The sequence below is a fragment of the Nonomuraea aurantiaca genome (genome assembly GCF_020215705.1).
Taxonomy (GTDB): Bacteria; Actinomycetota; Actinomycetes; order Streptosporangiales; family Streptosporangiaceae; genus Nonomuraea; species Nonomuraea aurantiaca.
The window spans coordinates 766,445-779,796 of sequence record NZ_JAIWNB010000001.1; the positions used below are offsets into that span (position 1 = coordinate 766,445).

The following is a 13,352-nucleotide window of genomic DNA, read 5'->3' on the forward strand; positions in this document are numbered from 1 at the left end:
GGGTGCTTAGCTCTACAAGCTGTAGTACGTCTACTTACAGTAGTACTACAGCTTGTAGAGCACGGCTATGCGATCTTCGTCACAAGCCTGCGGATCGGTGGTCCCACGATGGCGTACGGGGGCAGGCGGGCGCGTCAACCGAGGGGCTGATCCCCGCGTACGTCCAGGGGCTGACCCCGCGCCGATGCCCAGGGCAACTCGCTTACGTGCGGGGATGGCCCGCTGTCTCAGCGGCGGGGGGTTGCGGCGTCCAGGTACGCCTGGAGGTTGCCCAGCTCGAAGCCCCGGCGCTTGATCTTGTCGACCAGGATGCGGAAGTCCCTGGCCAGGTTCGGGCGGAAGTGCAGCAGGAGGATGTCGCCGGGGCGCAGGCGCTTGTCGGGTACCTGGTAGGCGATCTTGCCGCCCGGCTGGACGGTGGCCGTCCAGAGCAGTACCGACTTCAGGCCGCAGTTCTTGACGGCCCTGAGCGTGTCGGTGTTGTAGTTGCCGAACGGTGGCCTGAACAGCGTCGGCCTGGTCCCCAGCTGCCTCCTGAGGGTGATGGAGGCGCCGCAGATCTCCTGTCGCTGGGCGTCGTAGCCGAGGAGGCGGAGGTTCGGGTGGGTCAGGGGGTGGTTCTCGACGGGTACGCGGGCGTCACGCAGCGAGCGGAAATATCCCCATTTCCCGGCTCCTACGAAGCGGCCGGGCCCACCGGCGGGGTCGGGGGTGCCCTTGGCCTCCACCGCGTCCCGCATGGCGAACGCCGTGATCGGGATGCGCTGGTCACGTACCTGCGCCAGGAAGCCGGGATCCTGCTCCCACCCGTCGTCGATGGTCAGGAAGACGACCTTGCGGTTGGTGGGGATGGAGCTGATCACCGGAGGTAAGGAGCCGGTGGCCTGGATCTCCTTCACCTCGCCACGCCGGGGCACCGCGCCGGGCGGGCCGTCGAGCGGCCGGGTGGTCGCGTCGGACCTGGGGGCGGCGGTGGTGGCCGTGCTGCCTAGGGCGGCGCCGGTGGTGTCGCCTCCTGGGCCGTCCGCCGTACCGCCTGACCTGCCGTTGGTCGCGCAGCCAGCCAGCAGGACCGCGACCGCCGCCACGGCGGCAACGCGGACGGACCGGAACACAGGGGCCACATCGCCCATCAGGGCCGTTCGGGCCGCATCGGCCACGATCGTCATGTCTTGTCCCTCGGCTCGCCCCTTGCACACCGGTCCCATCCTGCCAGTCTTGATCGCCAGGCGGGCGCATCCGATCGGTGATCTAGGGCGCGGACCCCTGGCTTAAGCCATGGGGGTGAGCCCTTCTGTCGAATCTTTGAGCGGTAGATATATCAACGCCGTATCTTGATCCATGGCCGTGACGTTGCGGACGAACAGCGACATCGCCTTCTAGTGCGTCTTCCACGTGGTGTGGTGTCCCAAGTACCGCAGGCGGGTGCTGGGTGGAGGGATCAAGGAACGACTCAAGCAGCTCCTCGGCGAGGTGGTCGAGGAGAAGGGGGCGTGGCTGGTGGAAGTGGAGGTCATGCCCGACCACGTGCGCCTGCTGGTCGAGGTGGGTCCGCGGTTCGGGATCCACAAGCTGGTCAAGGCCGTCAAGGGTCGCTCGTCGCGCGTCGCGCCTCAGGAGTTCCCGAGCCTGAGGTCGAAGCTGCCGACGCTGTGGACTAACTCCTACTTCGTGGCCACCATCGGCGGGGCGCCGCTGGAGGTCGTCAAGCGGTACGTCGAGAACCAGAAGAACCGGTGATCGCGGTTGCTGACCGGACGTAAGTACCGCCTGGATCTGGCTTCGGGCCAGGTGGTGTTCGCCGAGCGGATCGGCGGGGCGTGCCGCAGCGTGTGGAACACCGCTCTGGAGCAGCGCCGCACCTACCGGCGACGCGGTGCGTTCATCGGCTACCACGACCAGGCCCGCCAGCTCGCCGAAGCCAAGCAGGAGTTCGCGTGGCTGGGCGAGGCGCCCGGCCACTGCCTTCAGCAGACGTTGATCGACCTGGACCAGGCGTGTTCCCGGCACGGCACGTGGGGGGTCCGCTGGAAGTCCAAGGCCGGGAATCCGCCGTCATTCCGATTTCCTGAGGGCGCCAAGATCGCCATCGAGCGGTTGAACCGGCGCTGGGCGCGGGCGAAACTGCCCAAGTTCGGCTGGGTCCGCTTCCGCATCACCCGCCCGCTGGGCGGGAAGGTCAAGAACGCCACCATCAGCCGGGACGGCAAGCACTGGTACATCAGTTTCCTCGTCGAAGACGGCCTGATCGAGCCTGAGCGGCACGCCAACCCGGGCAGCGCGGTCGGTATCGACCGGGGCGTGGTCAAGGTCGTCACCCGCTCGGACGGCTTGTTTCACCATCAGGTGTTCGCCCGGGATCGGGAAGTCGGGCACGCCAAGAAGCTCCAGCGGGACCTCGCCCGGACCACCAAGGGATCCATCCGGCGCAGCAGAGCCGCCGCGCGGGCCGCCGAGCTGGCGCGGAAGATCCGCCGACGCCGGGAGGACTTCGCCGCCAAGACCGCCCACACCCTGGCCACGAGCTTTGAGCTGGTGGTGTTCGAGGCGCTGGCGACCAGGAACATGACTGCCGGTGTCGAACCCAGGCCAGACCCTGAACGGCCGGGCGTGTTCCTGCCGAACGGGGCTGCGAGCAAGACCGGCCTGAACCGCTCCATCCTGGACAAGGGCTGGTATCGGATCGAGCTGGCCACCCGGAGCAAGGCCCGGTACACGGGCACCAACGTGATCACTGTCAATCCGGCGTATACGAGTCAGACGTGCAACGTGTGCACGGTGGTGGATCGCAAGTCCCGCGAGAGTCAAGCGGTCTTCCGGTGCACCTCGTGCGGACACACCGAGCACGCCGACGTGAGCGCCGCCAAGAACATCCTCACCGCCGGGAGGGCGGAGCACGCACAACTCAGATCGGGTGTGCGGGTTGGGGCGCGCAAACCACGCAACCGCGTGGGCCGGAAGGCCAACCGCCAAGCAACAGCAGCCCAGGCCACCGCGCAGACGGAGCCCGAGCCGGCTGGAATCCCCCGACTTTAGTCGTGGGGAGCGCTTCAAAAGGGCAACACTCGCCAGACGGATCCCTAGAGTGGCGGTGTGAAGGTCGCAGGTAGCGCCATGATCGGCGTCGAGAGGCATCGCGTGTGGGACGCGCTCCAGGATCCGGCGGTGCTGGTACGCACCATCCCCGGGTGCGAGCGCCTGGAGGAGACGGGGCCGGACACGTACCGGATGACGGTGACGGCGGGGGTCGCGTCCATCAAGGGCGTCTACCAGGGCGAGGTGTCGCTGACCGAACCGTCGGCGCCGGAGAGCTTCGTGCTGCGGGCGCGCGGCCAGGGCGCGCCGGGGACGGTGGAGGCCACCGTGCTCGTACGGCTCAGCGAGGTCGATGAGGGGACCCGCGTCGACTACGACGCCGACGCGGTCGTCGGTGGGATGATCGGCGGGGTGGGGCAGCGCATGCTCGGCTCGGTGGCCAAGAGGACTGCGGGGGAGTTCTTCGCGGCCGTCGAGGACCACCTGCGCGCCCCGGAGGGCGGGGCCGAGCATGGGGCCGGGGTGGACGAGTTGGCCGCCCGGCGAGCCGCGATGGCGCGTACGGCCGACGAGGTCGAGGGTGCGGAGGGGCGCCGGGCGGCCGCCGTGTACGAACGACCGTCCGGCGTGTACGAGCGCCCGCCCAAGAGCCACACCGAGACGAGGCCGTGGGTGATGCTGGCGTCGTTCGGCATGGGGGCGGGCATCGCGCTGACCGGCGTCGCCGTGGGCTGGCTGTTCGGCCGGGCAGGCCGCCGTCCACGCCATTGACCGTTGCCCCACTGAACCGGCCGGCCGGTGCCCGAGGGCGGTCGTGTCGTCAAACGGGCTGCTCATGAGCGCGGGATGGGCTCTCGCGGAAAAGGATCTCCAGGCGTAGCGTGGCTATATGCGGCAGGCACACGCTGAAGACGCACGAACCGAGGCCCGGCGAATCATCCGCAACCTACTTGGAGAGGAACGCCCGACCGCCGAGGCGCTGATCGGCGACGCGCGCTCCGTGCTCGGCGAGGAGCGGGTCGGCCGCTGTCTGAGCCTGGCGCTCGGCGCCTCTCTCACCAGGCGGTCCGCCGAGCTGGCCGCCATCGCCGCGTTGCTGGTCGGTGCGCGGGAGCTGGGTGAGGAGTGGTGGACACGGCCCAGGGGCGGCAAGCTGCCCGCGCCCGACGAGGTGCTGCGTACGGCCGTCGCGATCGAGCCGTGGACCGACCTCACCGCCCTGGAGATGCTCGCCGCCTGGATCGCCGACGACGCGGCCGACCAGCTGTGGGGCCGGCCCGCCGCCCAGGTGGACCTCAACTCGTGGCAGGCCGAGGACCGCTTCGACCTGCCGGACGGGGCGAAGCCGGGGCAGCGGCTCGTCGTACACTTCGACGCCGGAGGGCGGCTCGACGCGGTGGTCACCCGGCGGCCCGACGAGGATCTGGGGTCGAACCTCGACTTCCACTCGCTGCGCTACTCGCGTCCCGCCGAGGCCCAATGGAGCTGGGGAGTGGCGGCCGGGCTCGGGCCGCACCGGCTGCCGGACGAGGACCCCGACCCGTACGCCCGTGAGGTGCCCACCGCCGCCTCCGGCATCCTGCGTGCCTGGGCGCTCCGGCACGGCGCTACCCGCGAGCAGCTGGGCGAGCGGTGGCAGACGGTCGGCGACGTGGTGGCGGCGATCGAGCGGGTCGACTGGATGTGGCGCAGCGGGGAGTGGTTCGGCTGGTGGCGCGGCGCCTCCGCCCTGGTGGACGACTCGGCTTACCTTCCCTACCGGCTGGAGGAACTGGCGGCCGGGTGACCGGCCCTGCGGGTGGCTGGCCCTACGGGTGACCAGCCCCGCGGGGGAGCGGCTCTGCGGGGAGCGGTCCGCCGGGGAGCGGTCCGCCGGGGAGCGGGCCGCCAGGGAGCGGGCCGCCAGGGAGCGGTCTGCTGGGAAGCGGCCTGGACAAGGCGCGCACATGGCCAAGACCGCGCGGAAGCACGGCCAACGCCGTGCGTGTCCGACCAACGTCGCGCGTGCGTCCGGCCAAGATCACGCGCACATACGGCCAAGGTCGGTGGAATGGGGTCCGGGGCGTAGAGGTTGTGGTCGAGCGTGAAAGTCGAGATATTTTCGGACATCGTCTGCCCCTGGTGCTACATCGGCCACACCCGCTTCAGCCGGGCCGCCGACCGATTCCGCGCCAAGGGCGGCATCGTGGACATCACCATGCGCCCGTTCCAGCTGAACCCGGACGCCCCCGCCGAAGGCGAGCCGCTGCTCCCGGCCCTGGAGCGGAAGTTCGGCGGGAACGCCACGCAGATGACCTCCCACGTCACCGCCGTAGCGGCGGAAGAGGGGCTGGACCTGCGCTTCTCGCAGGCGATCAGCGCGAACACGCTCGAGGCGCACCGGCTGGTCGAACTCGCCACCCGGCAGGGGTGCGGGCTGGAGGCGGTGGATCGGCTGTTCCACGCGCACTTCACTGACGGGCTCAACGTCGGCGACCAGGACGTGCTCACGAAGCTGGCCGCCGAGCTGGGCGTGGATCACCCGGCGGGTGAGGGCACGCAGGAGGTACGCGAGCAGCTTGACCGGGCGCGGGCGCTGGGGATAACGGGTGTGCCGCTGTTCCTGTTCGAGGGGCAGTTCGCGGTGTCGGGAGCGCAGCCGGCGGAGACGTTCGACGCCGCCCTCGACGAGGTGGCGGCCCGCACCGGCCAGACCCCGGTGACCATCCTCGCGCCCCCGGCCGACGGCTGCGACGACGGCTACTGCGCCGTTTGAGAGGACATGGCGGCTGCTGCGCCGCCTTGGCGGTGATGGTGACGGTCGCTGCGTCGTGTGCGCGGTAACGACGGCCGCTGCGTCGTGTCAGCGACGGCGACGGTCACCGCGCCATGTCAGCGACGGCCCCCGCTACCGTGTCGTGTAGGCGATGATCTCCTCGGCCAGCCACTCGGCCACGTTCGCGGGACCGGGTAGGCGGACGCCGAGGACGAAGTGGGTCAGACCGGCGTCCGCGAGCTCCCGGACCGCTGCCCGGGCGGCGGCGGGGTCTTCCGTGGAGACGACGAGTTGGGTCGAGCGGGTGATCTCCGCCGGGTCGCGGCCGATGGCGGCGCACTTCTCGTCGAGCACCTTGTTCCGTTCCCGGATGAACTCGATCGTGTTGTGCGGCGGCCCCGGCACGTTCCAGATGTCGGCGTGCTCGGCCACCACATCGAGCGTCCTGTCGCCCCACCCGCCGATCAGCAGCGGTGGCGGGACGGCCGGCTTCGGCGCGCACACCACGTCGCGCAGTTGGTAGTAGCGGCCGTCGAAGTCGAAGCGGTCCTCGGTCCACATCCGCTTGATGATCGCGCACGACTCGGCCAGCCTCGCAACGCCCTCGCCGGGGGAGGCGATGTGCAGGCCGTACGCGTTGTACTCCCTGGGCACGAGCGTGTCGCCCGGCTGGTGCGTGCCGCCGACGCCGAGGCCGAGGACCAGCCGGCCGGGCGCGATGGCGTCCACGGTCGCCGCGATCTTGGCGAGTACGGCCGGCGGCCGGGTGAGGTTGCTCGTCACCATGAGCCCCAGCCGGAGGCGGGAGGTCCGCGTGGCGAGGGCGGCCAGCATCGTCCAGCCCTCGTGGATCGGCGCGTCCACCGGCCCGAACAGCGGCAGCATGTGGTCCCAGAGCCAGGCGTGCTCGATGGCGGGAACCGCGTCGGCCTGCTGCCAGGTCCGCAGCAGCGTGTCGTACGTGACGCCGACCGGGACGGTCTTCATTCCGAAGCTCAGCATTTAACAGCTCCACTGATTGTCAGCACTACTGACGATTAGGCTAGTGCGAGAATCGGGAGGTGTCGAGACGTCGCCTTGGATACCTGCTGAAGCACGCCAACCTGCGCCTGGCCCAGCACACCGGCCCGGCTCTGGAGCCGTACGGCGTCGACGGCCGCGAGCTCGCGGTGCTCAACGTGCTCGACTCGGCCGACCCGCTGTCCCAGCAGGAGGCCGCGACGCGGCTGCGGATCGACAGGACGACGATGGTCGCGATGATCGACACGCTCGAGGGCAAGGAGCTGGTCAGCCGCCGGCCGCATCCGGACGACCGGCGCAAGAACATGGTCGAGCTGACTCCGCGTGGCCGCGACACGCTGCGCGACGGGGGTCAGGCCGTGGACGAGGCGGAACGCGCGTTCCTGGCGAAGCTGGCGCCCGACGACGCGGCCCGCCTCAGAGAGCTGCTCGACAAGCTGATCTAGGGACTGCTCGGGGAACTGCTCCGCAATCCCTGTGCCGGTCTGTGGTGGCTGGGGTCCCTAGGGTGGGACAACCCCCTCCAGGGGGAGGGGAGGAAGACGGTCTGTCGTGGCCGCGGTCCCCTGGAGGGACACCCTTCAGACAGTGCCCTCGCCCAGGAGGCCGGAGCGGTGGTGGCGGCGGCACAGGACCTGGTAGCGGACCGGTGACGCGTCCGTGTCGCCGATCACGACCTGCTCGCCCGTACGGACCAGCTCTCCGCCCACGATCCGCCCGTTGAGCTGGCCGGGGCGCCCGCACCAGCACAGCACCTCCACCTGCAACCGGCACACCTCGTCCGCCAGCTCGAACAGCCGCTGTGCCGCCGGGAACATCACGGACCTGAAGTCCGAGGCCAGACCGAAGGCGTAGACGTCGATGCCGTGCTCGTCCACCAGGTCGGCGAGCTGTTCGATCTGGTCGACGGTGTAGAAGCAGACCTCGTCGCAGATCAGGTAGTCGATCCTGTCGTGCCCGGTCACGAGCGTCACCAGATCGAGGGAGTCCACGACCTCGATGGCGTCCAGGCCGAGCCCTATCCTGCTGGTGACCTGGGGTCCGCCCGAGCGGTCGTGCTTGGTCAGGACCAGACCGCGCCGGCCCTGGCGGCCGTGGTTGTAGTTCATCTGGAGCGCGAGCGTGGACTTCCCGCAGTCCATGGGACCGAAGTAGAACTTCAGTACGGCATCACGGGCGCCGGACGGGACGGCGGACAGGGCAAACGTGTCGGTCACAGGGGGCCACCTTAGCGGCTTGGCTTGTTACCTGACCTCGTGGGAGATTTCTCCCCTGGAGTTATCAGGAGGAACCGTGGTCACAGAGAAGCCCCCCTCGCTCGACGCGATGATGACGGCCGACGACCTCACGGCGGCGCAGGCCGACGCCACGAGGTGGCGGTACGGCTTCCTTGTGGTCGTGGCGGGGATCGTCGCGGTGCTGGTGGCCTTCGGGGCCGCCGTGTTCGCCACGAAGGAGTTCGCGGCGTTGTTCGCGGGCGTGGCCGGAGTGGTGGGTACGATCATCGGCGCCTACTTCGGCGTGCAGGCGGGTCAGTCGGGCAAGGCCAGGGTCGAGGCCGAACTCGCCAGGTCGCAGGAGCTGGTGGTGCGCTTGGCAGCCTATGTTGGCACTGAGAACGCGCCCCGGGTCATCGATGAAGTGCTCGGCCGGCGCCGAAGCTGAGGAGCCATGCGTAGCGTCCGTATTGGAGTCGACACCGGGGGCACGTTCACCGATGTGGTGGCCGTGGACGACCAGACCGGTGAGATCGTCACGACCAAGACCCCCTCGACCCCCGCGAACCCGGCCGACGGGTTCGTCAAGGGCATCGAGAAGCTGGGGCCGCTCGACGCGAGTTCCGTCGTGCACGGCACCACTGTGGCCACCAACCAACTGCTCGAGGACCGGATCGCGAACCTGGGGTTCATCACGACCGAGGGCTTCGAGTTCATCCTGGAGATAGCCAGGCAGAGCGTGCCCGACGGCTATGGCAACTCCTACTTCTGGGTCAAACCGCCGAGGATCGTCCCGATCCACCTGGTCAAGACCGTCGGGGGGCGGCTGGACCACACCGGTGGCGAAGTGCGCCCGTTCACCGAGGAGCAGGCCGCCGAGGTGGCCCGCTGGTTCAGGGCCAAGGGCGTCACCGCGATCGGCGTGTGCTTCCTGCACTCGTACGCCAACCCGGACCACGAGCGGCGCATGCGGGACGTGCTGGCCCGTGAGCACCCCGAGGCGATCGTCTCGCTGTCGAGCGACGTGCTGCGCGAATACCGCGAGTACGAGCGGTCGGTCACCACGCTCGTGGACGCGGCGGTCAAGCCGACGATGCGCCGCTACCTGGCCAACCTGTCGGCCCGGCTCGGCATGCCGTTCTCGGTGATGAAGTCCAACGGCGGCGTGCTGTCGGCCCGCGAGGTCGTCAACCAGCCGATCACCACGGTGCTGTCGGGGCCCGCGGCCGGAGCGCTGGGCGCGGCGCTCATCGCCTCCACGGCGGGGCACCCGTCGGTGATCACCCTGGACGGCGGCGGCACGTCCACCGACGTCTCCGTGGTGATCGAGGGTGAGCCGTCCATCACCACCGAGGGGGTCATCGGCCGCTACCCGTGCAAGATCCCGATGATCGACATCGTCACCGTCGGCGCGGGCGGCGGCTCGATCGCCTGGATCTCGCCCGAAGGCACGCTGAAGGTCGGCCCCAAGTCGGCCGGGGCCGATCCGGGACCGCTCTGCTACGGCAGGGGCGGCACCGAGGTGACGGTCACCGACGCGCACGTCTTCCTCGGCCGCATCCCGCCGCACCTGCTCGGCGGGGAGATCCCGCTCGACGTGGCGGCCGCGCGCACCGGCATCCAGGCCCTGGCCGACAAGCTCGGGCTCAGCGCCGAGCGGACCGCGACGGGCATCCTGGAGATCAGCGCGTTCAACCAGAGCAACGCCATCCGGCAGCTCACCGTCAAGCGCGGGCTCGACGTGCGGGACTTCCCGCTGGTGACGTTCGGCGGCTCGGGGCCGCTGCTGGCCTGCCGGCTGATCGACATCCTGGGGCTGCCCGCGGTGGTCGTCCCGCCCGATCCGGGCAACGTCTCGGCGTTCGGCCTGCTCACGGTGGACGTCAAGAACGACTATGTGCGTACGCACGTCACCCGCGACCTGTCACCCGCGACGGCCGGGGAGATCTTCCGCGAGCTGGAGGGCGAGGCGGCGCAGGCGCTCGACCGGGAGGGCTTCGACGAGCCGGTCTACGCCCGCAGCGCCGACCTGCGCTACTACGGCCAGGCGTACGAGGTGCGCGTGGCCGCACCGGCGGGCGAGGTGGACGAGGAGTGGCGCCGGGAGGTGCTGGACCGCTTCCACCAGGCGCACGAGAAGCTCTACGGCTACGGTTACCGCGACGACGAGCGGCACGGCGTCGAATGGGTCAACCTGCGCGTCTCCGGCATCGGTCCCATCACCCGCCCGGCCATCCGCCGCAGGGAGCCCCACGCCGGCGAGCGGCCCGCGGCGGCGACCAGGAGCGTGCACTTCGACTCGGCCGCCGACACGCCGATCCACCAGCGGTCCGACCTGGACCCGGGCACGGTGGTCGAGGGCCCGGCGGTCATCGAGGAGTACGGCTCGACGATCCCCATCCATCCCGGCTTCACCGCCCAGGTGGACGACTACGGCAACGTGGAGGTGCGGCGTGGCTGACCCGATCCTCGTCGAGATCGTCGAGGGCACCCTGGCCTCCGTGGAGAAGGAGGTCGAGACCGCGATCGCGCGTACCGCCCGCTCGCCGATGATCCGCGACGCGCACGACTTCCGCGCGGGCATCCACGACGCGCGGCTGCGCAAGCTGACCGGCCGCTCCTACAGCGCGCTCGTCCAGCCGATCGTCCGCGACTTCCCGATCGAGGAGATGAAGCCCGGCGACGTCTTCTTCCACAACGACGTCTACCTGTCGGAAGGCGGGATCGGCCACCTGCCCGACCTGTGCGTCACCGTCCCGGTCTTCCACGAGGGCTCTGTGGTGGCCTTCGTGCAGGCGTTCGGGCACCACGACGACATCGGCGGCTCCGTGCCCGGCTCGATGCCCTCGCACGCGCGCAGCGTGTACGAGGAGGGGCTGATGGTCCCGCCGATCAAGCTGTGGGACGCGGGCGTGCCCAACGAGGCCGCGCTGCGCATCATGACCCGCAACTCGCGCATGCCCGACTCGCTGGCGGGCGACCTCGACGCCGAGTGCTCGGCCTGCCTCATGGGGGCGCGCCGCCTGGGCGAGCTGTTCGACAGGTACGGCCGGGCCGAGGTCGAGGAGTGCTTCGACGCGATCATCGGCAAGACGACGGAGACGTTCCGGCGCGAGCTGCTGGCCAAGATCCCCGAGGGCACCTACACCTGGGAGGACTACGCCGAGCACGACGGCGTGGACGAGCCGCGGCTGCACGCCCAGCGGATCACGCTCACCGTCGACCACGCGGCGGACGCCCCGCTGAAGATCGACTTCACCGGCACGTCACCGCAGGCCAAGGGGCCGATCAACCACGCGGGCGACTACGCCGACGGTGTGTTCCTGAAGAAGTGGCTGGCCCCCATCCTGCGCAACCTCGCCGACACCCCGGAGCGCATGGCCGAGCTGGACGTCAACGAGGGCGTCGTCCCCCTGATCGAGATGGTCTTCCCGGAGAAGGGGACGCTGCTCACCCCGATCTTCCCCGCGCCCACCAACGCGCGGACGTTCGTGATCCTGCGCCTGCTCGGCGTGCTGGCGGGCGTGCTGGCCAAGGCCACCGGCGGCCGCATGCCGGCCGACCAGGAGACGATCCGCTACACCGGCGTCCACGGCGCAGACGCCGACGGCGTGCCGTACCTGATGCGGGAGGTCCTCGGCGGCGGTTCCGGCGGGCGCTGGTACGCCGACGGTGAGGACACCATCCACGTGGTGCCCGACTCGCGCAACATCCCGGTGGAGTTCGCCGAGGCGCGCTGGCCGTTCCGGGTCGAGCGGCTGGCGCTGGCCTGCGACTCGGGCGGGCCGGGCATGTTCAGGGGCGGGCTCGGCTACGACAAGCACATCAGGATGCTCAGGGACGCCTCGTACATGTCGATCGCCGACCGGTCGATCCTGTCGTGCTGGGGCGTCAACGGCGGGCTGGCCGGGCGGCCGTTCCGGGTCGAGATCGCGGGCAAGGAGATGGAGGGCCTGGTGGACGACCACCAGGTGCAGGCGGGCGAGACCATCCGCATCCGCACCACCGGGGGCGGCGGTTGGGGCTCACCGTACGACCGGGACCCGCGCGCCGTGGCGGCGGACGTCCGCGACGGCAAGGTGTCGATCGCCGGCGCCCTGGGCGACTACGGCGTGGTGCTGGACGGCGACCGCATCGACGAGCAGGGCACCGCCGAGCTCCGCGCCAATCTGCGTCCGCCGGCGGGCCGCTTCTTCGACCGTGGCCCCGGCTATCCGAAGCTGTCGGGCGGCCGCTCCCACGCGGAGGTGGACGAGCTTTAGCGGATGCCATGATGGGCTCCATTTCCTGACATGTCGTGAAATGGAGCCAGCCATGCGTGTCGCCCTAGCCGGTCTCGCCACCAGTCATCCCTTCACCGACGCCCGTACCCTGGCCCGCCACGCGGACCTGCTGGTGTGGGAGGAGGACCCGGAGCGGCTGAGCCGCTTCACCGGGGAGCACCCCGGCGCCGAGGTGCTGCCGAGCCTGGCCGCGCTGCTGGCCGCCGAGCCCGACGGCGTCGTGCTGACCGTGCCGAGCCCGCGCGTGCCCGAGGCCCTGGCGGCCGTGCTCGGCACCGGCGCGGCCTGCTTCGTGAACAAGCCCGCCGTCGCCACCCGCGCCCAGCTGCGCGAGCTGGACCTGCTGCGGATCCACGACCGCGTGCTGTCCAGCTCGGTGCTCCGCTTCGCCCCGGCCTTCGCCGGGCTGCGGGTGGACCCCGCCGACGTGCTCGCGGTCCGGGCCACCGTACGGCATGACGTCGGCCTCTGGGCCGGTGGCTACAACGCCTGGCAGGACACCCCCGGCGAGGGCGGCGGGACGCTGGTGACCATGGGGATCCACGGCGTAGAGCTGCTGGTCGCGCTCTTCGGCCCGGACGTGAGGCTGGTGGGCGCGGCCTCGGCCACCAGGCACTACGCGGGCCTGCGCTCGGAGGACACCGGCGTCATGGCCCTGCGCTGGGACAGCGGCGTCACGGGCACGGTCGAGATCCTCGGCGTCTCCGACGAGGAGTCCTACGCCGTCACCGTCCACCGGCGCGGCGGCACCGACACCGTCGTGATCGAGGGCGGCGACGACCACGTCAAGGGCCTGGGCTACGAGGGGACCATCGAGGCGTTCCTGGCCATGATCGGGGGCGCGCCGAGCCCCGTCCTGTGGGCGCAGACCCGGGCGATCCTGGAGGTCCTGGTCGCGGCCCGCGAAACCACGCGATGACCGGCGCGCGAACCGTCCGCTGACCGGCACCCGAGGACGCCCGCCACAGTGTCCGAGGAGGCCCGCCCCCAGGTGTCCGAGGACGCCCGCCCGCAGGCGCCCGAGCGCGCCCATTGACAGCC

13 protein-coding genes are annotated in these 13,352 nt (G+C 70.5%); 10 read left to right on the forward strand and 3 right to left on the reverse strand.

Annotated features, from left to right (window positions below; genetic code table 11):
- Window positions 1-227: 227 nt before the first annotated feature.
- Window positions 228-1,169 (reverse strand): polysaccharide deacetylase family protein, encoded by a 942-nt coding sequence (locus LDL49_RS03515; protein WP_225289402.1) that lies wholly within the window; start codon window positions 1,167-1,169, stop codon window positions 228-230.
- A 226-nt stretch (window positions 1,170-1,395) separates the two neighbouring features.
- Here LDL49_RS03515 and tnpA point away from each other — a divergent pair, with 226 nt between their 5' ends.
- From tnpA to LDL49_RS03540, 5 genes are all read left to right on the forward strand, one after another.
- Window positions 1,396-1,740 carry an IS200/IS605 family transposase gene (gene tnpA, locus LDL49_RS03520; protein ID WP_308016061.1) on the forward strand — a complete coding sequence of 115 codons (345 nt, stop codon included), beginning with the start codon at window positions 1,396-1,398 and terminating at the stop codon, window positions 1,738-1,740.
- A gap of 6 nt (window positions 1,741-1,746) precedes the next feature.
- On the forward strand, window positions 1,747-3,036 hold the full coding sequence (locus tag LDL49_RS03525) for an RNA-guided endonuclease InsQ/TnpB family protein (protein WP_225289403.1): 1,290 nt from the start codon (window positions 1,747-1,749) through the stop codon (window positions 3,034-3,036).
- 57 nt (window positions 3,037-3,093) lie between these two features.
- Window positions 3,094-3,807 (forward strand): SRPBCC family protein, encoded by a 714-nt coding sequence (locus LDL49_RS03530; RefSeq protein ID WP_225289404.1) that lies wholly within the window; start codon window positions 3,094-3,096, stop codon window positions 3,805-3,807.
- A 118-nt stretch (window positions 3,808-3,925) separates the two neighbouring features.
- A complete protein-coding gene (locus LDL49_RS03535) occupies window positions 3,926-4,822 on the forward strand; it encodes a hypothetical protein (RefSeq protein WP_225289405.1) in 897 nt (298 codons plus the stop codon).
- Window positions 4,823-5,119: 297 nt separating this feature from the next.
- Window positions 5,120-5,791 carry a DsbA family oxidoreductase gene (locus tag LDL49_RS03540; RefSeq protein ID WP_225289406.1) on the forward strand — a complete coding sequence of 224 codons (672 nt, stop codon included), beginning with the start codon at window positions 5,120-5,122 and terminating at the stop codon, window positions 5,789-5,791.
- A 132-nt stretch (window positions 5,792-5,923) separates the two neighbouring features.
- On the opposite strand, the gene LDL49_RS03545 is transcribed toward LDL49_RS03540, so the two are convergent.
- Window positions 5,924-6,793: an LLM class flavin-dependent oxidoreductase gene (locus LDL49_RS03545; protein WP_225289407.1), complete on the reverse strand. Its 870-nt coding sequence runs from the start codon at window positions 6,791-6,793 to the stop codon at window positions 5,924-5,926.
- A 59-nt stretch (window positions 6,794-6,852) separates the two neighbouring features.
- Here LDL49_RS03545 and LDL49_RS03550 point away from each other — a divergent pair, with 59 nt between their 5' ends.
- Window positions 6,853-7,257 carry a MarR family winged helix-turn-helix transcriptional regulator gene (locus tag LDL49_RS03550; RefSeq protein WP_225289408.1) on the forward strand — a complete coding sequence of 135 codons (405 nt, stop codon included), beginning with the start codon at window positions 6,853-6,855 and terminating at the stop codon, window positions 7,255-7,257.
- 135 nt (window positions 7,258-7,392) lie between these two features.
- On the opposite strand, the gene LDL49_RS03555 is transcribed toward LDL49_RS03550, so the two are convergent.
- Window positions 7,393-8,028, reverse strand: coding sequence for a thymidine kinase (locus LDL49_RS03555; protein ID WP_225289409.1), 636 nt, complete (start codon window positions 8,026-8,028; stop codon window positions 7,393-7,395).
- Window positions 8,029-8,104: 76 nt separating this feature from the next.
- Here LDL49_RS03555 and LDL49_RS03560 point away from each other — a divergent pair, with 76 nt between their 5' ends.
- The 4 genes from LDL49_RS03560 to LDL49_RS03575 are packed head-to-tail and all read left to right on the forward strand — an operon-like array spanning window position 8,105 to window position 13,230.
- The gene (locus LDL49_RS03560; RefSeq protein WP_225289410.1) at window positions 8,105-8,476 is read left to right on the forward strand and encodes a hypothetical protein; all 372 of its coding nucleotides are present in this window, start codon (window positions 8,105-8,107) and stop codon (window positions 8,474-8,476) included.
- Between the two features lie 6 nt (window positions 8,477-8,482).
- Window positions 8,483-10,489, forward strand: coding sequence for a hydantoinase/oxoprolinase family protein (locus tag LDL49_RS03565; protein WP_225289411.1), 2,007 nt, complete (start codon window positions 8,483-8,485; stop codon window positions 10,487-10,489).
- Window positions 10,482-12,290, forward strand: a complete 1,809-nt coding sequence (locus tag LDL49_RS03570; RefSeq protein WP_225289412.1) for a hydantoinase B/oxoprolinase family protein — start codon at window positions 10,482-10,484, stop codon at window positions 12,288-12,290. The genes LDL49_RS03565 and LDL49_RS03570 overlap by 8 nt, the downstream gene beginning before the upstream one ends.
- A gap of 52 nt (window positions 12,291-12,342) precedes the next feature.
- Window positions 12,343-13,230 carry a Gfo/Idh/MocA family protein gene (locus tag LDL49_RS03575; protein WP_225289413.1) on the forward strand — a complete coding sequence of 296 codons (888 nt, stop codon included), beginning with the start codon at window positions 12,343-12,345 and terminating at the stop codon, window positions 13,228-13,230.
- Window positions 13,231-13,352 lie beyond the last annotated feature (122 nt).